The organism is Leifsonia xyli subsp. cynodontis DSM 46306 (assembly GCF_000470775.1).
Taxonomy (GTDB): domain Bacteria; phylum Actinomycetota; class Actinomycetes; order Actinomycetales; family Microbacteriaceae; genus Leifsonia; species Leifsonia cynodontis.
This window is the reverse complement of sequence record NC_022438.1, coordinates 1,144,052-1,164,287: the sequence shown is the minus strand read 5'-3', so window position 1 is coordinate 1,164,287 and position 20,236 is coordinate 1,144,052. Positions and strand designations below refer to the sequence as shown.

At 66.5% G+C, this 20,236-nt stretch carries 24 protein-coding genes; 11 read left to right on the top strand and 13 right to left on the bottom strand.

Features of this window, described 5'->3' with window-relative positions; translation table 11 throughout:
- Positions 1 to 5: 5 nt before the first annotated feature.
- From O159_RS05540 to O159_RS05480, 13 genes are all read right to left on the bottom strand, one after another.
- Positions 6 to 266 carry a DUF6704 family protein gene (locus tag O159_RS05540; protein WP_021754760.1) on the bottom strand — a complete coding sequence of 87 codons (261 nt, stop codon included), beginning with the start codon at positions 264 to 266 and terminating at the stop codon, positions 6 to 8.
- Positions 267 to 363: 97 nt separating this feature from the next.
- The gene (locus O159_RS05535; protein ID WP_021754759.1) at positions 364 to 1,062 is read right to left on the bottom strand and encodes a Trp biosynthesis-associated membrane protein; all 699 of its coding nucleotides are present in this window, start codon (positions 1,060 to 1,062) and stop codon (positions 364 to 366) included.
- Positions 1,052 to 2,596 carry an anthranilate synthase component I gene (locus O159_RS05530; protein ID WP_021754758.1) on the bottom strand — a complete coding sequence of 515 codons (1,545 nt, stop codon included), beginning with the start codon at positions 2,594 to 2,596 and terminating at the stop codon, positions 1,052 to 1,054. The genes O159_RS05535 and O159_RS05530 overlap by 11 nt, the downstream gene beginning before the upstream one ends.
- Positions 2,597 to 2,643: 47 nt before the next feature.
- On the bottom strand, positions 2,644 to 3,021 hold the full coding sequence (hisI, locus tag O159_RS05525; protein ID WP_021754757.1) for a phosphoribosyl-AMP cyclohydrolase: 378 nt from the start codon (positions 3,019 to 3,021) through the stop codon (positions 2,644 to 2,646).
- Positions 3,018 to 3,782 carry an imidazole glycerol phosphate synthase subunit HisF gene (hisF, locus tag O159_RS05520; RefSeq protein WP_021754756.1) on the bottom strand — a complete coding sequence of 255 codons (765 nt, stop codon included), beginning with the start codon at positions 3,780 to 3,782 and terminating at the stop codon, positions 3,018 to 3,020. The genes hisI and hisF overlap by 4 nt, the downstream gene beginning before the upstream one ends.
- Positions 3,782 to 4,621 carry an ATP phosphoribosyltransferase gene (gene hisG / locus O159_RS05515; protein ID WP_021754755.1) on the bottom strand — a complete coding sequence of 280 codons (840 nt, stop codon included), beginning with the start codon at positions 4,619 to 4,621 and terminating at the stop codon, positions 3,782 to 3,784. Before hisG ends, hisF begins: the two co-directional genes overlap by 1 nt.
- Before the next feature lie 48 nt (positions 4,622 to 4,669).
- A complete protein-coding gene (locus O159_RS05510) occupies positions 4,670 to 4,933 on the bottom strand; it encodes a phosphoribosyl-ATP diphosphatase (protein ID WP_021754754.1) in 264 nt (87 codons plus the stop codon).
- Positions 4,934 to 4,935: 2 nt separating this feature from the next.
- Positions 4,936 to 5,598 carry a ribulose-phosphate 3-epimerase gene (rpe, locus tag O159_RS05505; RefSeq protein WP_021754753.1) on the bottom strand — a complete coding sequence of 221 codons (663 nt, stop codon included), beginning with the start codon at positions 5,596 to 5,598 and terminating at the stop codon, positions 4,936 to 4,938.
- Positions 5,599 to 5,733: 135 nt separating this feature from the next.
- Positions 5,734 to 7,131 carry an RsmB/NOP family class I SAM-dependent RNA methyltransferase gene (locus tag O159_RS05500; protein WP_043994062.1) on the bottom strand — a complete coding sequence of 466 codons (1,398 nt, stop codon included), beginning with the start codon at positions 7,129 to 7,131 and terminating at the stop codon, positions 5,734 to 5,736.
- On the bottom strand, positions 7,128 to 8,036 hold the full coding sequence (gene fmt / locus O159_RS05495) for a methionyl-tRNA formyltransferase (RefSeq protein ID WP_021754751.1): 909 nt from the start codon (positions 8,034 to 8,036) through the stop codon (positions 7,128 to 7,130). The genes O159_RS05500 and fmt overlap by 4 nt, the downstream gene beginning before the upstream one ends.
- 127 nt (positions 8,037 to 8,163) lie before the next feature.
- On the bottom strand, positions 8,164 to 9,312 hold the full coding sequence (locus O159_RS05490) for a site-specific integrase (RefSeq protein ID WP_021754410.1): 1,149 nt from the start codon (positions 9,310 to 9,312) through the stop codon (positions 8,164 to 8,166).
- Position 9,313: 1 nt separating this feature from the next.
- Positions 9,314 to 10,156: a hypothetical protein gene (locus tag O159_RS05485; protein ID WP_021754408.1), complete on the bottom strand. Its 843-nt coding sequence runs from the start codon at positions 10,154 to 10,156 to the stop codon at positions 9,314 to 9,316.
- Between the two features lie 554 nt (positions 10,157 to 10,710).
- Positions 10,711 to 11,394: a GH25 family lysozyme gene (locus O159_RS05480; protein WP_236609559.1), complete on the bottom strand. Its 684-nt coding sequence runs from the start codon at positions 11,392 to 11,394 to the stop codon at positions 10,711 to 10,713.
- Positions 11,395 to 11,801: 407 nt separating this feature from the next.
- Here O159_RS05480 and O159_RS05475 point away from each other — a divergent pair, with 407 nt between their 5' ends.
- The 11 genes from O159_RS05475 to O159_RS13195 all read left to right on the top strand — a co-directional run bounded on the left by O159_RS05475 (position 11,802) and on the right by O159_RS13195 (position 20,214).
- Complete coding sequence (locus O159_RS05475) at positions 11,802 to 12,266, top strand: hypothetical protein (protein WP_021754750.1); 465 nt, start codon at positions 11,802 to 11,804, stop codon at positions 12,264 to 12,266.
- Between the two features lie 29 nt (positions 12,267 to 12,295).
- Complete coding sequence (locus O159_RS14985; RefSeq protein WP_169725666.1) at positions 12,296 to 12,472, top strand: hypothetical protein; 177 nt, start codon at positions 12,296 to 12,298, stop codon at positions 12,470 to 12,472.
- On the top strand, positions 12,469 to 13,467 hold the full coding sequence (locus O159_RS05470; RefSeq protein ID WP_144267575.1) for a phage tail tube protein: 999 nt from the start codon (positions 12,469 to 12,471) through the stop codon (positions 13,465 to 13,467). The genes O159_RS14985 and O159_RS05470 overlap by 4 nt, the downstream gene beginning before the upstream one ends.
- Positions 13,468 to 13,476: 9 nt before the next feature.
- On the top strand, positions 13,477 to 13,935 hold the full coding sequence (locus tag O159_RS05465) for a hypothetical protein (RefSeq protein WP_021754748.1): 459 nt from the start codon (positions 13,477 to 13,479) through the stop codon (positions 13,933 to 13,935).
- Complete coding sequence (locus tag O159_RS05460; RefSeq protein WP_021754747.1) at positions 13,936 to 14,235, top strand: hypothetical protein; 300 nt, start codon at positions 13,936 to 13,938, stop codon at positions 14,233 to 14,235.
- A 152-nt stretch (positions 14,236 to 14,387) separates the two neighbouring features.
- Positions 14,388 to 15,791, top strand: a complete 1,404-nt coding sequence (locus O159_RS13205; RefSeq protein WP_021754746.1) for a phage tail tape measure protein — start codon at positions 14,388 to 14,390, stop codon at positions 15,789 to 15,791.
- Positions 15,779 to 16,018 (top strand): hypothetical protein, encoded by a 240-nt coding sequence (locus O159_RS05450; protein WP_043993548.1) that lies wholly within the window; start codon positions 15,779 to 15,781, stop codon positions 16,016 to 16,018. The genes O159_RS13205 and O159_RS05450 overlap by 13 nt, the downstream gene beginning before the upstream one ends.
- Positions 16,015 to 16,641, top strand: a complete 627-nt coding sequence (locus tag O159_RS05445) for a phage tail family protein (RefSeq protein WP_021756002.1) — start codon at positions 16,015 to 16,017, stop codon at positions 16,639 to 16,641. Before O159_RS05450 ends, O159_RS05445 begins: the two co-directional genes overlap by 4 nt.
- Positions 16,642 to 16,644: 3 nt before the next feature.
- Positions 16,645 to 17,817, top strand: coding sequence for a hypothetical protein (locus O159_RS13200; protein ID WP_021754745.1), 1,173 nt, complete (start codon positions 16,645 to 16,647; stop codon positions 17,815 to 17,817).
- A gap of 4 nt (positions 17,818 to 17,821) precedes the next feature.
- Entirely contained in the window at positions 17,822 to 19,018 is a 1,197-nt protein-coding gene (locus O159_RS05430) for a hypothetical protein (RefSeq protein ID WP_021754744.1), read from the top strand.
- 323 nt (positions 19,019 to 19,341) lie between these two features.
- On the top strand, positions 19,342 to 20,214 hold the full coding sequence (locus O159_RS13195) for a glycoside hydrolase family 25 protein (protein WP_021754743.1): 873 nt from the start codon (positions 19,342 to 19,344) through the stop codon (positions 20,212 to 20,214).
- Positions 20,215 to 20,236: the final 22 nt, after the last annotated feature.

Sequence of the window (20,236 nt, the reverse complement as noted above, 5' to 3'; positions counted from 1 at the left end):
CGGGGTCAGTGGCCTTTCGGCTGGTACTTGGCCCCGCCCACTCCGTAGCCCGCACGCTTCATGATCCAGCCGACGAGCAGCCCGACCACGGCGAGACCGGCGGAGGCCCAGACGATCGCGGGGAGGTCGAAGAAGAACGCGACCGCGCCGATGGCGAAGGCGACGAGCATGATGACCACGGCCGTCCAGGCCGCCGGGGAGTGGCCGTGGCCGGGCTCGACCGGCCCCTGGGCCGTCGACACGTTCTCGACTGACTCGGTGCTCATGGGACTCCTGCACGTCGGGTGCGCGCGGGCGCGCACAGTGGGTGGATCGCTGCCCAGTCTAGTGGGTGGTCAGCGCGTGGTCGTCAGCGCGTGGTCATCAGCGCGTCGGGTCGTCGCCGCGGCTCAGCTCGTCCCAGCTGTCGATCGCGGTGTCGCGATCCAGGATCGCCGGCTCGGCGGGGAGAGCCGCTTCGGCGCCGGGGGCGGGGTCCCCAGCCTCCTGCACTCGGGCCGCCTCCTCGGCGAGCACGTCCTCGGCCGGGCGGCCGTCCTCGCCCGCGAAGCGGGTCTGGTATTTGCGCGACGGACCCGGCCACACCCGAAGGGACACGATCGCGGTCGCGCTCGCCAGAGCGATCAGGACGCCCCCGGCGACGGCGAGCCACGGCCAGAACAGGGCGTCGAGGCCGTCCACGAGCGCGCGTACGGACGCCTCCCCGGCAATCCCGGTCGCAGCGGTGATGGCCGGCCCGACCGCACGCGCCAAGTCGCCCAGCGCCGACAGGGAGGAGAAGACGATCGAGCCGCCGAGGAGGATGCCGAGCAAGGAGAGGACGATGCGGAACGCCGGCCCCGCGATCGCGAGCGCAGCGGTCAGAGCAAGTCCAGCGAACGAGAGCGCCGTGAGCGCGGGAGCCGCGGCCGAGCCAGCGACGGTCACGACACCGTGGTGGTCGGCCGTGTCCGTCAACCGGACGCTGAACCAGATCTGCGTCGCGGAGAGCAGCGCGAGCGCGCCCCCCGCTACGAGGGCGAGGAGCGTCAGGTGCTTGACCCGGCGGTTCTCAGTCCGCACCCTGCACCCGTCTCAGGGCGTTGGCGACGGCCACCGCCCGCAGCGGCGCGGCCGCTTTGTTCTGCGACTCCTCGAACTCCGACTCCGGAACGGAGTCGGCGACCAGCCCGCCGCCGGCCTGCACGCGCGCCACACCGTCCATGATCGTCGCCGTGCGGATCGCGATCGCGAGATCGGCGTCGGCGGCGAAGTCGAAATAGCCGACCACTCCCCCATAGACACCGCGCTGCGCGGGCTCCAGCTCGTCGATGATCCGCAGGGCCATCGGCTTGGGCGCGCCGGAGAGGGTCCCCGCCGGGAAGGTGGCGCGGAAGACGTCGAGCGCGCTGGCGTCCGGCAGGAGATCGCCTTCGACGGAGGAGACGATGTGCATGATGTGGCTGAACCGCTCGACGCGCATGAACTCCGTCACCTCGACGCTGCCGGCCGCGCAGACCTTGAGCAGGTCGTTACGGGCCAGATCGACGAGCATGAGGTGCTCGGCGCGCTCCTTGTCGTCGGCGAGGAGGGACGCCTCGAGGTCGAGATCCTCCTCCGGCGTGGCCCCGCGCGGGCGGGAACCGGCGATGGGGTGCGTGAACGCGCGTCCCTCGCGCACCTTGACCAGCGCCTCCGGGGACGATCCGACGATCTCGTACACACCGCCGTCGGGCCGTTCCAGAGCCAGCAGGTACATGTACGGGCTGGGGTTGAGCGCCCGGAGCACACGGTAGACGTCGAGGGCGCCGGCCTCGCACGCCAGCTCGAAGCGCTGCGAGATGACCACTTGGAAGATGTCCCCGGCGACGATCCTCTCCTTGGCGGTCTCGACCGCCGCGAGGAAGTCAGGCTTGGCCGTGCGCGAGACGGGGGGATGCGCGGGCACAGCGGGATCCATCTCGGCGAGCCACGCCTCCGCCGGCTGCGCCAGCTCGCCCTGCATCCGATCGAGCCGGGACTGCCCATCCGCCCAGAGCGCGTCGGGGTCGTCCACACCGTCGGCCAGCACGTTCGCGATCAGCAACACCGTGCCGGAGCGGTGGTCGATCGCCACAAGGTCGGCCACGAAGGCGAGGGCCTGGCCCGGGATGTCGTAGTCCGCCGGGGGCTGGTCGGGCAGCCGCTCGATCTGGCGGATCGCCTCCCAGCCGATGAAGCCCACGAGACCCCCGCTGAGCGGGGGCAGGCCGGGGATGCGCGGCGACTGCCAGCGCCGGTGCAGAGCCGCGAGGGCGTCGAGCGGACGGCCGGATGCGTCGGGGCCGAGGGCGCGCTCGGCGGAGAGGCCGTAGTCGAGCCAGCGGACCTCCTCCCCCTCCTGGGTCAGGACGCCGAACGAGGCAGCCCCGACGAACGAGAATTGCGACCAGATGCCGCCCTGCTCGGCGGATTCCAGCAGGAAGGTGCCCGGGCGGCCGGCGGCGAGCTTGCGGTAGATGCCGACCGGCGTCTCCCCGTCGGCGAACAGTTCGCGCACGATGGGGATCACCCGGTGTGCGCCGGTCAGTGCGTCGAACTTCTCGCGGCTGGTAGTGCCGCTGGATGTGGCGATCACAGCTCCTCCGTGTCGTGTTGTCGTGTGTGCCGCGACCTCCTGGCCGCTCACCGCCCGCCGGCGGCGGATTCGGGACGCTCGCCGAGCACTGGCGCGAGCGGGTCGGCATCGAAACAGGTGTACGTTCCGGTGTGGCACGCAGCGCCGACCTGATCGACCGTCACCAGCAGCGTGTCGCCGTCGCAGTCGAGCGCAACGCCCCGGACGAACTGAATGTTCCCAGAGCTGTCGCCCTTGCGCCAGTACTCCTGGCGGAAGCGCGACCAGAACGTCACACGTCCCTCGGTCATCGTGCGGCGGAAGGCCTCGGCGTCCATCCACCCCATCATGAGCACGTCGCGGGTGTCCCACTGCTGCACGATCGCCGGAACGAGCCCGGCGTCGGTGAAGCGGATGCGCGTCAGCGCCTCATCGAGCCCGGTCATGGGCGGACCTCCATTCCGGCCGTGGCCAGTGCTGTCTTCACATCGCCGATCGTCAGCTCACCGGAGTGGAACACGCTCGCGGCGAGCACAGCGTCCGCCCCGGCGTGAAGGGCTGGAGGGAAATCGGCGGTTCTCCCCGCACCGCCCGAGGCGATCACCGGCACGGTGCTGAGGGCGCGCATCTCGCGGATGAGCTCCAGGTCGAAGCCCTCCTTCGTGCCATCGGCGTCGATCGAGTTGACGAGCAGCTCTCCCGCACCCAGTTCGATCGCGCGCACCGCCCACTCCAGCGCGTCGAGGCCGGTCTCGGTGCGGCCGCCGTGGGTCGTGACGGCGAAGCCGGAGTCCGTTGCCGCCGAACGCTTGACATCGAGGGAGAGCAACAGCACCTGAGCGCCGAAGCGGTCGGCGATCTCGGCGACCAGCCCGGGCCGGGCGATCGCCGCGGAGTTGACGCCCACCTTGTCCGCACCGCTGCCGAGCAGCCGCGCGACATCCTCCGCGCTGCGCACGCCGCCCCCGACAGTCAAAGGGATGAAAACCTGTCCGGCGGTCGCGCGCACCACGTCGTAGGTGGTGGAGCGGTCGTCCACCGTCGCCGTCACGTCCAGGAAGGTCAGCTCGTCGGCGCCCTGATCCGCATAGCGGCGGGCGAGCTCGACGGGATCGCCCTGGTCGCGCAGGTTCTGGAAGTTAACGCCTTTCACCACTCGTCCGGCCGCGACGTCCAGACACGGGATGACCCGCACGGCGACGCCCATCAGATCCTCGCGGCGTGAATGGAGGTGACGAGGATGGCGCGCGCGCCGAGCTCGTAGAGCGCATCCATGACCTGATTGGTCTGATCGCTTCTGATCATGACGCGGACGGCCACCCAGTCCGGCTCCCCCAGCGGCGAGACCGTCGGCGACTCCACCCCCGGCGTGAGCGCGACGGCCTCCTCCAGCAGAGAGACCGGGAGGTTGTAGTCCACCAGCACGTACTGGCGTGCGACCATCACCCCCTGCAGGCGGCGCAGCAGCGTTCCGGCTCCCGCCGCCGGCGAGGGCGAGGAGATGAGCACGGCCTCCGACTCCAGGATCACCGGGCCGAAGATCTCCAGCCCCTGCTTGCGCAGCGTTGAGCCGGTCTCGACCACGTCGGCGACGGCGTCGGCGACACCGAGGCGGACCGCGGACTCGACGGCGCCGTCCAGCTTGATGAGGGCGGCGTCGACGCCTTCGCCCGCGAGGAACTGCCCCACAAGACCGGGATAGCTTGTGGCCACGCGCTTGCCGTCGAGGGCGGCGAGGGCGGCGTACTGCCCGGACGGCCCGGCGAAGCGGAAGGTGGAAGCGGCGAAGCCGAGCGCGGCGATCTCCGCGGCCGCCGAGCCGGAGTCGAGCAGGAGGTCCCGCCCTGTGATGCCGACGTCCAAGGCCCCCGAGCCGACGTAGGTGGCGATGTCGCGGGGGCGCAGGTAGAAGAACTCGACGCCGTTACGGGCGTCGGAGACGATCAGCTCCTTGGGGTCGCGGCGACCGGCATAGCCGGCCTCGTGCAGCATCTGCGCCGCGGTCTCGGAGAGGGACCCCTTGTTGGGGACAGCGATCTTGAGCATAGGTTCAGGGCTTTCGTGAGGTGACGGACGAAGGGACGCGAGAGCGCATCACAGATGTCGGTACACATCGGCCAGGGTCAGTCCCTTCGCGAGCATCATCACCTGCAGGTGGTAGAGCAGCTGCGCAGCCTCCTCGGCGAAAGCCTCGTCGCTCTCATGCTCGGCGGCCATCCATACCTCGGCTGCCTCCTCCACGATCTTCTTTCCGATGGCATGCACACCCGCGTCCAGCTCGCGCACCGTCCCGGAGCCCTCCGGTCGGGTCGCGGCCTTCTCGCTGAGTTCGGCGAAGAGGTCGTCGAAGGTTTTCACCGTTACAGCGTACTGTGCCCGCGCACGGCCGCGCGCAGCGCTTCGATCCGCTCCGCGGGCTCCCCGCGGAAGACCGAGGAGCCGGCGACGAAGGTGTCCGCGCCGGCTTCGGCGGCGACAGCGATCGTCTCCTCGGTGATGCCGCCGTCGACTTCGAGCCACACCTCCAACCCGCGGGCTTCCACGGTCTCCCGCAAACGGCGCAGCTTCGGCATCGTCTCCGGCATGAACGGCTGCCCGCCGAAGCCGGGCTCCACCGTCATGACCAGCACCTGGTCGAACTCGGGCAGACGATCCAGATAGCCATCGACCGCGGTGCCAGGCTTGAGCGCGATGCCGGCGCGGGCGCCGAGGGCCCGTAGCCGCCGCGCGAGCGCGACCGGGTCGGCCGCCGCCTCCGCGTGGAAGGTGACCGAGTGGGCTCCGAGCTCCGCATAGCCGGGCGCCCAGCGATCGGGGTCGTCGATCATCAGATGCACGTCGAGGGGGATGCTGCTGACCTCCTGGATGCGCCCCACCATCTGCGGGCCGAAGGTCAGGTTCGGCACGAAATGGCTGTCCATCACATCGACATGGACAAGATCGGCCGACGCGATGCGGCCGAGGTCGCGCTCCAGGTTCACGAAATCCGCCGCCAGGATGCTCGGGTTGATACGCGCTGCCATAGGCTCAGCCTACGGGAGGGGAGGAACGCCGGGCGATCGGCTCCCGCCCGCTTCGCGTACACCACAGCGTCTCGGGCATCGGCGCTTCCCCCGATGCGAGCGTGCGCCGCGCCCGCACCGGGCCCCGGCTCGGACTCAGCCCGCTTCCGCCTTCGTCAGCAGCGCGATGAACATCGCGTCCGTCAGCTGCCGGTGCGGCCACAGCTGCACGAGAGCGGGGTCCCCGGCGAGGTCGAGCGGCTCCCTCGCGAACGCCTGCACCGCTTCCGCCGTGCGCGCCGGCCGCAGCGCCCCCTCGTGGCGGCGCAGCGCGTCCGTGACGACGCTGCGGGTCTCGGCGATGTGCGGCGAGCAGGTGACATAAGCCAGCAGCCCGCCCGGTTTGAGCGCGGCAACCGCCGAATCGAGGAGACCAGCCTGCAGATCCGCTAGCTGGGCCACATCGCGCGGGGTCTTCCGCCAGCGCGCTTCGGGGCGGCGGCGAAGGGCGCCGAGACCGGTGCAGGGGGCGTCGAGGAGGATGCGGTCGAATGCCGCGGGCTCCGTCTCACCGATCGTAAGGCCGTCGCGCTCCCAGACCGGGACATCGAGCGGCACAGCGGCGAGAGCGCGGCGCACCAGCTCCGCCCGCGCCGGGACCAGTTCGTTGGCGACAAGGGTGGCGCCGCCGGCCAGGGCTTCGGCGGCGAGCAGCGCCGCCTTGCCCCCCGGCCCGGCGCAGAGGTCGAGCCAGCGCTCCCCCGGCGCGATCGGGCGCGAGCGGGTGAGGGCGAGCGCGGCGAGCTGGGAGCCCTCGTCCTGCACGCGGACGCGGCCCCCGGTCTCGGCCACGAGCCGCTGCGGATCGCCGCCGCCGGTCGTGAAACCGGGCGGGGAGAAGCGGTCGGGCCGGGCGTCCCCGGGAGCGTCCGCGAGTCCGGGGAGTGCGATCAGGTTGACGCGCGGCGCCGCGTTGTCGGCATCGAGCAGCGCTTCGAGCTCGTCGCCGCGGCCCTCGGCCTCCAGCGCACGACGCAGCGCGCGGACGATCCAGACAGGATGCGAGGTGGAAGCGGCAAGCCGATCGTCCTCGCTCTTCGCACCAGCGAGGACGAGCCGCCGCCACTGCGCGGGGGCGTGCCGGCCGATCTCGCGGAGGACACCGTTGACAAAGCCGGTGGCGCTGCGGCTGCCGACCTGCCGGGCCAGCGCGACGGACTCGTTGACGGCCGCGTGCGGAGCGACGCGGGTCGAGAGCAGCTGGTGCGCGCCGAGACGGAGGACATCGAGGACCGGCGGGTCGATGCGCTCGACCGGACGGCCCGCCGCCCGAGCGATCACCCGGTCGTAGTATCCCTGCATGCGCAACGTCCCGTAGGTCAGCTCGGTCGCCAGCGCCGCGTCGGCGGCCGAGAGCCCGGCGCGGGCGATGCGCCCGGGGAGAAGCAGGTTCGCGTAGGCGTCCGACTCGCGGACGGCGAGGATGACGTCGAGCGCGACCCGGCGCGCGGGCTGGGCGTGCGAGCGCTGGGCGGAGGAGGAGCCGCCGCTCACGAGAGCGCCGCCTCTCCCCCGGCGCCCCGCCACCAGTCGGCGGCAGCCATGACTCGTTTGCCGGCGGGCTGCACGGTCACGAGTTCGAGCGGGCGGCTCCCGGTGCCGGCCAGGATGCGTCTGCCGTCGGCCAGGACCGCTCCGGGCGGGAGCACACCGGCGGCCGTCGGGCGCACCGAGTGGATCTTGAACCGCTCGCCGTCGAGCAGAGCCCACGCGCCCGGTTCCGGGGTCACCCCGCGGAAACGCGCATAGACCTCATCGGCCGGGCGCGTGAGATCGAGCTTCGCGTCCGCGATCCCGAGTTTGGGCGCCGGAACAGGCTCTCCGGACTGCGGGGTCGCCACGGCGGTGCCATCCGCCAGCGCGGCGACGGTGTCAGCCAGCAGCCGGGCGCCCGAGCGCGCGAGATCCTCGAGCAGCTCGCCCGCCGTCTCGTCGGGGCGGATGGGACGGCGCAGTTCGCCGAACACATCGCCGGCATCCAGTTCGGGAACCAGCTGGAAGACCGCCGCCCCGGTCTCGCGATCGCCCGCGATCAGCGCGTGCTGCACCGGAGCGGCACCGCGCCAGCGCGGCAGCAGCGAGAAGTGCAGGTTCACCCAGCCCCGGCGCGGCAGCGAGAGAAGGGGCTCGCGGACAAGCCCGCCGTAGGCGACCACGACGCCGAGATCGGGCCGCAGCGCGCGGACCCGCTCGGTCGCCTCCTCGCGGAGCCGGTTGGCGTGGATCACCGGAAGTCCCAACTCCTCGGCCGCGACAGCGACCGGAGAGGGGGTCAGGATGCGCTTGCGTCCGAGCGGAGCGTCCTCCCGGGTGATCGCGGCCGCGACCTCGAAGCGGGCGGCGAGAGCGGTCAGGGAGGGGACGGCGGCGGCGGGTGTGCCGGCGAAGACGAGGCGCATGGGCGAAGGTTCTTTCGGTCTGGTCGGCCTCCGAGTCTACCCGCGAGGGTCAGAGGCCCTCCGTGGGAACCGATGAAGCGAACCTTTTCACTGCGTTATTTCCAGGGGGAAGAGGCATTGGTGAATGCTAAGCGAGGCGCTTTGCCCACGTTTTGCCCACACTCGCTAGACGCACTGCCTTCTCCATCCGGTTCGATACTGAGTCGAGGTCGTCGTCGAAGAGGTCCGTGTAGGTGTCCAGTGTCATCGACGCGGATGCGTGGCCAAGCATCTTTTGGACCGCTTTCACGTTCGCTCCGGCGCTGACGGCGAAGGATGCGGCTGTGTGCCGCAGATCGTGAGGGGTGACCCGCGGCATCGTCTCATCGAGGCTTTGAACACGTCTCACGGCCGTCGCGAACCAGCCAGTAATATAGTCCCCGCGCTTCATGTGGGTGCGCCCCTTTCCGAAGACGAGATCATTTGGCCCCTTGCCCTGACAGAGTTCAGCGAGCATGGGCGAGAGGAAGGCCGGAAACGGGACGGAGCGCTGCTCCCACGTCTTCGGAGTGCCTACGTGGATATCCGAGCCGACGAGCACAGCATTCTCCTCGATGTGTAGGCGGCGACGTAGCTGGTTGACGTTACGGACCCGAAGAGCGGTCGCTTCGCCCCAGCAGAGGCCACAATAGCCGAGCGTGAGCACGAGCGCCGGATGGGCGGACTTCTCGGCAAGGGTCTGCAACTGGTCGTGGGTGAGGTAGGCGCGGCCGACCTTCCGGGACTTCCGTGGAAGGTTCGTGAGAGACCTGGCCGGGTTCCGAGAGATGCGGCGGTCGGCGATGGCCATATCGAGAATGCCGGCCAGCACTCCGAGTGCGCGCAGCACAACCGTGGCGGACTTATCTCCACCACCGGAGATGACGGGCTGACCGAGCCGTGTGACCCATCCCTGAACCTCCGAAGGGAGAATCGAGCGGATCTCGCGGTGTCCCCACGTCGGCTCTACATGGACGTTCCACGACGTGAGGAGAGGCTTGAAGGATGACGGCTTCAGTGTCGGCGGTCGCTTCCCAGCCAGCCACGTCTCAGCGAGATCCGCGACCGTGACTCGAGCCAGCGCCGGGTCAATGTAGTCGCCTGTGGCTTTGGAGACGGTGACCGAGGCAAGGAACAGCTCGGCCTCCTTTTTCGTGCGGAAGCCGCGTTTGTCGGTCTGCGACTTGTCGGGCTTCCGATACCGCACACGGTAACGCCTGCCCGCCACCGTATCGTAGGAGGTGATGGTGCCCGCCACCTCAAGAGTCCTTGGTGTTGTGGGGGTAGGCGGTGTGACGGGTTTGGGTGAGAAGGGCGGTTTCGGCCTGTTCGAGGACTCTGGGGGATTCGTTTTGCAGGACTGCTTCTTGCCCGTGGCGAAGGATTTTGTCGTTGATGTCCACGATCATGCGAGTGAGTCTTTGACGCGAGGTTGCGTCGTCGGGGATCGGGGCAGTTTCGAGCCGTTCATGGATGGGCTTGAGTGATTCGATGTTGCGGTGGATCACACGGTCAGCATTTTGGTTAGAGGGCCAGGCGGCAGCAGGCGGGAGCGCCATACCGATGGCGAGAAGGACGATGGACAGCGGGCGCGTGAAGTTATACACGATGTTTCCGAATTTCACGGCACTGGATGCGTTGAAGAACATCCCGAAGTTGAGGAAGAAGGTCGATACGGTCAAGACGACGACCGAGACACATCCGGCAACGATGAACGCGACACCGATGCGGGACGTGAGGGCGGTGAGCGAGGAGAACTCGCGGAGACAGACGATAGCGGTTCCTGAGAACGCGAGTGCCATGACCAGGGCCAGAAACGAGGTATGGACGAGCGTGAGCGGCTGGTTTCGGTAACTGATGTTGAACGTTGTCGTTGTTGGTTGCGGAGTGAGCAGGAGGAATAGAACGGTAAGGATGACGCCCGAGAGGATCATGCAGATGACGATCCACGTTGGGGTTGTGGTCTCTTCTGCGACGGCGCGGGCGATCCCGCTCGTGAGGACGAAGATCCCTGCCAGGAGCACGAGGTTGGAGACCAGCGTGAGGTAGTTATGTCCGCCGATCAAGGGGTCCAGGCGCAGGTAGACGGGGTCGAGCTTCATTGTGAAGCAGATGGCGATGAGTAGAAGCGCCCAGAACGTGGCAGGTTTTGTGTTCTGCGCTGGCCTCAGCAATGGGGAGGGTCTGTCTCACAGTGGCGCGATTCACGACCAAATCTCTGGGGTGTTCCAACCAGCGGGGAATCCCATTTCGGTGACGGCGTGGTTGGCGGGAATCTTGTTGATCAGGGCATGTAAGAAGAGTTGGCCGGTCGTTGTCCGCGTTGATGGTCGTTGGTCAGTAGGCGGGGATGCGTAGGGGCGCTCCGTCATGCGACGACCGCCTGTAGTGCGCCAGCTGAGCGATGGGCGCTATGTTCTTGGCGTTACGCGCGTGACGACACTGCCCCGATCGCAGAGGTTCCATGGCGGACACGAAACCCAAATGGCCTGCACACCTTGAAGAGGTATGCAGGCCATTTGCTGGAATTCAGACTTGGTGGGCCGGTTTCATCGGCCGACCAAGTGCAATTCCAGTGTCTCCTCCGAGAGGAGGCTCGTGGCGCTGACTGTGATCAGTGGACACCGGGCTTGACAATGCTGGAAGAGATGGCCACCTAATGAACGTTATTGGAGAATCGCTTGAGCGCCAGCTTGGTGCCGTGGAAGAAGTCCTGGTCCCCGGGCAGGAGGCCGCCTGGGCCCGCGTAGGGGCTCGTGTTGTCCCAGTGCTGCCACAGCGTCCAGTGTTTCCACCCACCGGGCAATGCGCCGGGGCCGTCCGATACGTCCGAGACCCAGTTGGCGATGAACAGCGGGTAGGAGGCGAAGTCCGTGGTGTTGCCAGTGTACTCCTTCCACCAGGACGGGTTGGTGTAGATGACCGGCTTCACACCACCCGTCCTCTTCTCCACCACGGAGACAAAATCGTGTATCCACTTGACGATGTCCGCCGGGGTCATCGCCTTACATTTCTTGATTGCCCACGGCTTCGTCAGGTCGTCGCAACGGTGCTCCAGGTCAAGCATGGGAGGCAGGATACGCTGAGTGGGCTCCCAGTTGTGGATGGTGTTCATAAAGTGCTTCGCCTGCGAAGTGCCGTCCGACCAGAACGGCCGTCCGAAGTGGTACGACCCGCGATAAAACCCGGCATTTTGGGCTCCCTTCCACTGCTTCTCGTACTGGGAGCTCACGTAGTCGTCGTCCTCGGTCGCTTTGATGTAAACGAAACGGGCACCCTTCGACGCCGCATCGCTCCAGTTGACGTCGGTCTGCCAGCCGCTCACATCATCGCCACGCACATAATCCAAAGGCGGAATTGGCCGCGGTCGTTGCCGCAACTCTTGGGAGCTTACATCGCGAGCGAGCGTGCTACCAGCGTGGTCTTGGGTGGGATCGCCACCGCCCCTGTCCGGCTCCGCCGCCGCGGCGGACAAAGAACCACCGAGCCCCACCGCCAGGATCGCGGCCATCACGGCCGAGACCATACCGACACGCACCGAATGAGCTCGACGTCCTCGCATCATCTTTTGAACGTTCATTAAGAATAACCTCGTTTTCAAAGAAAATCGGTGTATCTATGGAGAGCTATGACAATGCCACCGGCGCCGGCCGAGTGTCAATACCGGGTGTGGTCCCCACAGCTCGTGTATGCGTGGCCGCATCGTGTCGAGGAGATCGCCGCGTCCTATCGGACCCCGGGGATCGCATGACTGCCTCAACGATCCCCGTCGTCATCGACGCGTTGATCGCATCGTTCGGGACGGCGCTCGGGGACTCGAATGTGTTCGACGGGACCGGTGTCACCGATAACACCCTCACCGATTATGTCCTCGTCGGCGTCGCTGACCCGGATGGCGACTCGATCACCGAATCGGCGACATCGCAGCAGTCGTGGCCATGGCTGGGGCATGCGGTCCGCGACGAGACGGTCGTCGTGCATTGCGTGGCCGTGTCCTGGAACGGTGACGGCGTTGCCAAGACCGCCCGCGACAGCGTGTTCAACATGCTCGGCACGGTTACCACAGCGATCCAGGACAATCCCAGCTACGGCGTGAGCGGGGTGCTCTATGTGCAAGGGGTCACCAGTATGTCCCTGCATCAACTACAGGACGAGAACGGCGCGATCGCGTTCCTCCCGTTCGATGTGACCGTCAGGTCCCGAATCAGCTAAGGAGGCCCAGCATGGGGCAGGTGAGAAATGTGTCTGGTGAACCTCGGAATGTGCCGGAGCTGAACCGGGTCATCGATGTGGACGAGGTTGCCGACGTGCCCGATGAGCGGGTCGACGGATACGACGGACAGTACGAGGTGTGGGAGATCGTCGCCCGCGGCGCATCCCAGGAGACCGCCTCCGTGGCGAAGAAGGGCGGTAAATGATGAGCACCGGAACCGGACTTGCGGGGCAGGTCGGTATCGCCCCCGAAGGCACGTACGGCACCTTTCAGACGCCGACCAGGTTCCTTCCCATCTCGAAGGCGCAGCTGACGAAGGTGAAGAACACGATCGGGCAGTCCTGGCTGGGCGCTGGCCGGTTGATGGACCTCGGCGCGGGCCGTGTCGTCACCACCCGCGGCGGTAAGGGCACCTTCGACCTCGATGTCACCAACCGGGGCATGGGATTACTGCTGCAGGCACTGATGGGAACCACCGTCACCCCGATTCAGGTCGGCTCGACTGCGGCGTACACGCAGACGCATGCCCTCGCGGACACGGTGGACAAATCCCTGACCGTGCAGGCGGGCATCCCGGATGCGACCGGGACGGTGCGCCCGTACACCTTCCTCGGCGCGAAAGTCACCGACGCCACGTTCACGTTCGAGCCCGGCAAAGAAGTCACCTCCACCTTCACTCTCGACACACAAGATGTCATCGAGAGCCAGACCCTCGCCGCGGCGTCGTACGTCACCACCATGCGCCCGTTCGTCGGCACCGACACCAGTGTCAAGGTCGGTATGTTCGGGTCCGAGGTGGCCGTGTCCGGTGTGAAGAAGGTCACGATCAAGATCGAGCGCCCCCAGAATGCCGCCCGCTACTATCTCGGCGGCCAGGGGTTGAAGGCGCAGCCACTGTTGAACGCGATGACAAAGATCACCGGCACCATCGAAGCGGACTTCATCGACAAGACGATCTGGGCGGACCGGTTCGCGTCCGACGCGCCGTTCTCCTTGGTACTTGAGGCAGACGGGCTGCAGATCGGCGCCTCGGGCAACTTCGACACGTTCCGCATCACGCTGCCGCAGTGCTTCCTCGATGGGGACACGCCGACGCTGCAAGGGCCGGATGTGGTGTCCGGGTCGTTCCCGTTCACCGCCCTGTTCGACGGCGCCAACCTGCCGACGATCTTCACCCAGTCCGCCGACACCACCCTGTAGGAGGCGCTCATGCCCGGGGTGCTCGATGTGGCCATGCTCCGCGGTGACTTCGGCAAGGAGGTCGACAAGCTGCGCACAGCCCGCACCGGGGGTGTCCGGAAAGAGCTGCGGAAGGCGTTGACGAACGCGACCAAACCGACACGGCGAAAGATCCGCGACGCCGCCCGAGAACGCCTCCCACAGAAGGGTGGTCTGGCGAAATGGGCGGGCGTCATGCCCGCTCTGATCACCGACTTCCGCACCGACCGCCAGCAGGTCATCATCCGCGACAGCAAACGCGGCCATGACCTCGAAGCGATCGACCGGGGCCGACTGCGGCACCCACTGTATGGGAATCGGAACTACTGGTACGAGCAGCAGATCGCACCCGGGTTCTTCTCGGACACGATCAACGCCGAAGCATCAGCCATTAAAGCCACCGTGGATAACGAACTCTCCGCATACCTCGAGACGATTGGAAAAGGGTAAATGGCCAACATCATCAAGGTCGCCGTCGACGGCGAGCAGTCCGTCATCGACGTCGACAAGCTCACGTTCGCTGAGGGGCGCGCGATCGAGAAGGTCACCGGTAAGGAGTTCGCCGAGGCGATCAAGTCAAAGTCGCTGACGTCGATCCAGGCGCTGATCTGGGTGACGTGGAAACGCCACCACCCGGGCGTCGCGTTCTCCGACTTCGACGACCGCGCCATCACGGACATTGAGATCGACCTCGAAAAGGATGACGGGACGCCACCGGAAAACCCTACGGTGCCCGCGGTGGAGGGTTAGGGCGCAAGCGTGCCCACTATCTCGGCGGGTTCGCTGAGGTGCTGCACATCCGACCGTGGGAGATCGATCTCCTCAGCATGGGCGAGTTTACCGCGCTCTGCGACTACCTCGACCGCCGTGAAGAAGCCATGAAAACCATGTAGGAGAACACCGTGTCGACGAATGTTCTTGAGTTCCTCATCGTCGGTAAGGAGCAGGTTTCCGAGGCGATGGAGAAGGTCGAGTCGAAGCTGGAGGGTGTCCACGGCAAACTCGACAAGTTGAAGGTCGCCGGCGGCCTCGCCCTCGCTGGCGCGGCCATGGCGGCGACGGATTTCGCGTCGAAGTCGGTGGAGGCGTATGAGGAGGCGCAGAAGAGCCAGCCTGAGCTGCAGGAGGCGTACAAGAAGTTCCCCGCGATCGCCGACGTGTCGATCGAGAAGCTGCAGGAACTCAACGACACGATCCAGGAGAAGACCGGATACGATCACAATGAACTCGCGACGGCGCAATCGAAATTGGCCATGTATGGGGTAACGGGGAAACAGCTTGAAGAGTTGACGCCGCTGGTCGCGGACTATGCCTCCAAGACCGGAACCGACACGGTGTCCGCCGCGGAATCGCTGGGCAAGGCGCTGCTGGGCAAAGGGCGGGCGCTCGCGCAGGTCGGCATCGCCTTCAAGGACACAGGGACCAAAGCGGGCAACTATGCTGAGGTCGTTGAGGGGCTCAAAGGCAAGGTCGAGGGCGCCGCCGAGACGATGGGCGGCACCGCCGCCGGGAAGGCGAAGATCCTCGCCGCCGGGTTCAAGGACATTCAGGAGAAGGTTGGGCAGGGGCTTATGCCCGCGCTCGAACACGTGACCGACGCCGGCGTGAAAGTCGTCAACTGGTTGAACAAGACCCCCGGCGCCATGAACGCGGTTCTGATTGCCATCGGTTTGATCACCGCGGCCGTCGTCGTCTATACGATCGCGCAGGTCGCCGCGAACACCGCCATCTGGGCATCCCCTGTCACCTGGATCATCGCCGGCATCGTCGCCCTGATCGCGGTTGTTGTTCTGCTTGCCACCCATTGGAGCCAGGTCACTGGTTTCATCTCGACGGTGTGGAATGGCTTCATCGGCTGGATCACCGGCAGCATCTCCGGTTTCGGCAAGTGGATCGGGGATGTCTGGTCGGGTATTTGGAACGGTGCGCTCGGGATTGTGAAGAATGTGTGGAATGGCATCGCCGATTGGATCGCCGGCGGTATCAACAATGTCATTCATCTGATCAACGGGATCACCGGTGCGGTGAACTCGGTTGGCGGGGCAGTCGGTATCCATATCGGGAAGATCCCCGACGTTCACCTTCCGCACCTCGCGACCGGCGGATATGTGCAGCAGGGTGGTCTCGCCGTCGTGGGTGAGCAGGGTCCCGAGCTTATGTACGTCCCGACTGCTGCGCAGGTGTTCCCGAATGGCACCCAACCGTCCGCCGGCGGCATGCATATTGGCACGTTCATCGCGCAGGCGAACCAGTCGCCGGCGGAGATCGCGAACGAACTGGGGTGGATGCTGCGATGGGCTACCTGACTGGGCCGGTGAACACCCTCGCCGATTATCAGGTCGAGTTCAACGGCTTCCTGATGAGGCCGGGCACCGCCTATGACCTTCCGCCGGGGTGTGACTTCTTCGATATGGCCGCGATCAAGACCATGGACCAGCAGCGTGTCTGGGCGGATGGTTCATGGTCGGGTCCGGACTTCGCGGGTGTTCTGACGCCGACCCTGCCGATGAATGTGCATGCCACCCAGCTGTGACCCTCACGGACGCATTGTCGGCGCTGCGGGGCGTGCTTTCGCCGCAGGCGACGGCGGGGCCGTTGTGGGTGAAACTGCCCGGCATGGTCGCGCAGGGCATCCCTGCGAAGGTCGCCAAGCGTTCATTCCCTCTCGGCCTGGAATGGTATGCCGGATCGGCCAGCGGTGCGGTGCAGTTCCGATGCCCGGACCCCGCCTGGCAGTCGCCTCCCCGCATCCTGCAACTCGCGGCGTCGGGTGCGAGCGCGTCCGGTATGACGTTCCCGCTGTTCCAGGCGGTGCCCACCGTCCTCGACTTCGGTGTGACGGACCTCTCCTCGGGGGCGGTCACGCTCACGAACGCGGGGAACACCCCCGCGTTCCCGTATGTGGTGGTGACTGGTCCGGTGTCGGGGTTCTCGATCGTCATCGACGGGAACACGGTCACCTACACGGACACGGTGCCCGCCGGCCAAACGTTGACCATCGACTACAGAACCGGTTACGCGACCCTCACCGGCGGTGTCGACCGGACCACCAGGCTGAGCTCGCGCCAGTTCTCCGCGGTCACGTCCACCAGTTCTGTCTTCTTCTCCGCCGCGGCTGGTGTCGCGGCGATCACCATCGCCGACCTCTGGAGGTAAGCCGTGACCGCACGCAGTGGACTGTTCGTCGCCCCCACCAGCAGTGGTGCCGGCACGGCACCGATCGATGCCCGCCTGGCGCTCTCTGGCATCATCGGTGCGACCCCCCAACTGGTCCAGGGCGGGACGGTCAGCCAGTCAGCGTCGACGATGGCGTTCACGATCGCGCCCGCTGTGCTGCAATTGCCGGATCCGACGAACGCGGCGGCATCGTTCGTCTCCGCCATCGACCAGACCGTGCTCACCCCTGCCGCCGGACCCGCGACCGGTTCCCGGATTGACCTGATCGTCGCGAAGCAGAACAACCCGGAGAACGGCGACGCCGACGCGCGCGCGTCGTTCTCCCTCATCGCCGGGACCGCCGGGGCGCCCGGTGTCGCGCCGGCTGTACCCGCCGGGTATCTCCGTTACGCCGACATCACCGTGCCGACGAACGCCGCCAGCGCCGCCGCCTGCACACTCACCCTTCGCTCGCCAACGACATTCGCGCCCGTTGACATCATCGCTGCGACCTACGCCCTGCTGAGCACGGTGACCGGGACCGCTGGTCAGCACGCCACCATCTACAACGACAACGCGAACAACGGCGACTATGTGTGGAGCGGCGGCGGCTGGGTGTCGGCCGCCGTGGCGCAGCAGCAGGGCCTCACCCTCATTACGCCGACATCGGTGGCCGCCACGGGCGGAACGGCGAGCGTGAGCGCGCGCGGAGCTGTCACGTACTCGGGTGTCACCAAGCTCGTCATCAGCGGGGTGTTCACGTCAGTGTTTACCAACTACAAGGTGATTATCGCGAACACGGGCAAATCGGCGGCGTCGAACACGGCACTCCAAATGGTGGCCGGTGGCGCTGCCGACGCGACCGCGGCGAACTACCAAGCCGTCCGTGGCTACGACACCGGGACAGGCCGCGTGGTCAACACCACCGCGGGCACCCTTGGAGCTATCGAGCTCGAGGCGGGAACGCAGACGTTGACCGACATCGAGGTTACTCTCTACGGTCCCGCTCTGGCCGCGAACGTGACCATCGCCGCGTCCGCCGTGTCCTACCCGTACTCGGCTCAAATCTCGGGAAAGTACCTCACCGCCGCGTCGCACGATGGATTCGCGCTCTCGCAGAACACGAGCGGGACCATGACCGGGCAGCTGTGGATCTACGGGCTCGGCAAGGGGTGATTCGATGTCGTACGCCATTTTCCTGTGTGAGACCGTCACCGAGGATATGCTGGCCCCGCTGGACGGCAACATCACGTCATGGAAGCGGGAACTGCTCGGTAATGACACGGCCACGGTCGAGCTCGCCCCTGGGGCGCTCACCATGGCGAACAGGGACCTGATGCGCTTGAACACCACCCCGTGGCGGACCACCCTCGTGATCGAATGGCAGAACCCGCACGACGCGATCGGTGTTCCAGTGTTCGCCGGCCCGATCACCACGCGCGCATTCGACGGGCAAACGGTGACGTTGAACGCGGCCGGGTTCCGCAGCCTCCTCGACCGGCGGAAAATCATCAACTGGGTCCCCCCGTATGCGACGCAATCGCAGCGGTGGACGGGCATGTCGCTCGGGTCAATTTGCGTCAGCATGCTCACCTTCGTCGTCGGAAACACACTGCCGATCATCTACCCGACGATCGAAACCGACACCGACCCCACCCATGTGAAAACGTACAACGGGTTCAATCTGAAAACAGTCGGGTCAGCGCTCATCGACTTCTCCGGTCTGATCAACGGCCCCGAGCACGACTTCACCCCGGTCTGGTCAGACGGCAACCGGTCACAGATCAACTGGCTGATGCGCATCGGCACCACCGAACAGCCCTTGCTGATCACACCGTCCCCGGTAGCCTTCGACGCCACCCAGCCAGGATCACCGGTGAAGAAACTCACCCACCTGGAAGACGCCTCCCAAATGGCCACCCGGCAGTGGGGCAACGGGGCCGGCTCCGACGTGGACACGCTCATGTCCACGGCAAGCGACGACACCCTTGTCAACGCCGACTGGCCCGACCTGGAGCAGCAGAAAGACTACAAAGACATAACTGTCCAGAGCACACTGGACGCCGCTGTCGCCGGGGATCTCGCGCTCGCCCAGAACCCGATAATCCAGTTCGGGCTCGAGGTCGATGGGTCCCAGCCACCCCTGGCCGGCACCTACACGTTAGGGCAGCTCTGCACGGTCAACGTTCGAGAACACATCTGGGTCCCCGACTCCCCACCCGGCGGCTACACCATGCGCATCATCACCCTCAGCGGCGACGCATCAACAACAGTGAAACTCAGCATGCAAGGATCTACAACCCATGGCCGCCCGGTCAACATTCGAAACCACATGTGGGTCCCTGACTCATCAACGGGACGCTACATCATGACATGATGCGTCGCCGCTGAGGGCGATGACGCATGAACAACAGTGAAACTGGCAATGCAAGGAGTGTGACCGATGGCTGTGGACGACCCGACCGGGTTCAACGCCTCTATCCTCGGCGAGATCAAACGCATCAACGCCCGACTCGACCAACTCTCCGGCGCCCCCCTCGGAAAACTCAAAACCCGCACGGCTGCGAATTACTATTCGGGGTTCTCCTGGACCGGCACAGCCACGGCCGGCCCCCGCTCCTGGATCACGGCCGGCGCTGCTATCGTGGTGCCGCCGTTCGCGACGAAAGTGTGGATCCACGCCCTAGCAACCTCAGTGGTGTGCTCCAACAAAGCCGCGCCAATGTTGGACTCACCGTCGGGTCCTGCTACCGGGCACAGGTCGCGCTCGCGCGGGCCGCGGGGAGGCATGTCGGGCATTACTTCTTCAACGGGAACCTCGACCCAGTGGTGTGCGCGGACTTCTTCGCCGACAACCTCGCCTACGTCGCCGGGGATTCGCTGTGGCTCGATATCGAGGACGAGGCATCCACAGGCACCCGGGCGTGGAGCCCCGCGCAGGCGCTCGCCTTCCTGAACCAGGTGAAGACCCGTCTCAGGGTGGTCCCGGGCGTGTATCTGAACAAGTCGCTCATGGACGCCGCCGACTGGTCCGCCGTCGTGGCGGCCGGCGCGCCCTTGTGGATCGCCTCCTACACCCCGTCCCCACCACCCATCCGGTGGTGGCCTGACTGGACGGTATGGCAGTACACGTCCACCCCCATCGACCGTAACAAAGCCCAAACGTCGCTGACCACAGCGTTCACAACCCCAACCCCTCTGGAGGAGGACATGAAAATCCAGCTGATCAAAACGGGCGACGCCTCCGGCGCGATCGGCACGTTGAACCCGGACGGGACCCTCGACTGGCTGACCGCGGACGAGTTCCAAGCCCTGACCCGCACCGGCCTCATCGAGCCCGTCCACGCGGAAGGCGACGGGACGGTATGGGGCATCCTCGCATCCCGCACCGCACGCCTCCGCGCACAACAGGGCGGCGACCCCGTGGCCCTCGCGAAGTCCGTGTCCGCCCTTCTCGTCCCGGCCGTGCTGGCCGGCATCCAGGCCAACAGTGGCCTCTCCCTCACCCCTGAACAAGTCCAGGCCGCGTGCGAGACCGCGATCAAGGACGTGTTCGCCCACGCATCCACCTAGAACCCTCTCCCGAACCCCATGA

Coding starts and splice junctions, on each gene's coding strand:
- hisF (WP_021754756.1), bottom strand. CDS start 3,782: ATGGGCGTCGCCGTGCGGGTCATCCCGTGTCTGGACGTCGCGGCCGGA.
- fmt (WP_021754751.1), bottom strand. CDS start 8,036: ATGCGCCTCGTCTTCGCCGGCACACCCGCCGCCGCCGTCCCCTCCCTG.
- O159_RS05460 (WP_021754747.1), top strand. CDS start 13,936: ATGGCCAACATCATCAAGGTCGCCGTCGACGGCGAGCAGTCCGTCATC.
- hisG (WP_021754755.1), bottom strand. CDS start 4,621: ATGCTCAAGATCGCTGTCCCCAACAAGGGGTCCCTCTCCGAGACCGCG.
- O159_RS05450 (WP_043993548.1), top strand. CDS start 15,779: ATGGGCTACCTGACTGGGCCGGTGAACACCCTCGCCGATTATCAGGTC.
- hisI (WP_021754757.1), bottom strand. CDS start 3,021: ATGACCGGGCTCGATGAGGCGCTGACGCGCATCCGCTTCACCGACGCC.
- O159_RS05430 (WP_021754744.1), top strand. CDS start 17,822: ATGTCGTACGCCATTTTCCTGTGTGAGACCGTCACCGAGGATATGCTG.
- O159_RS05540 (WP_021754760.1), bottom strand. CDS start 266: ATGAGCACCGAGTCAGTCGAGAACGTGTCGACGGCCCAGGGGCCGGTC.
- O159_RS05485 (WP_021754408.1), bottom strand. CDS start 10,156: ATGAAGCTCGACCCCGTCTACCTGCGCCTGGACCCCTTGATCGGCGGA.
- rpe (WP_021754753.1), bottom strand. CDS start 5,598: ATGGCAGCGCGTATCAACCCGAGCATCCTGGCGGCGGATTTCGTGAAC.
- O159_RS05470 (WP_144267575.1), top strand. CDS start 12,469: ATGATGAGCACCGGAACCGGACTTGCGGGGCAGGTCGGTATCGCCCCC.
- O159_RS05465 (WP_021754748.1), top strand. CDS start 13,477: ATGCCCGGGGTGCTCGATGTGGCCATGCTCCGCGGTGACTTCGGCAAG.
- O159_RS05475 (WP_021754750.1), top strand. CDS start 11,802: ATGACTGCCTCAACGATCCCCGTCGTCATCGACGCGTTGATCGCATCG.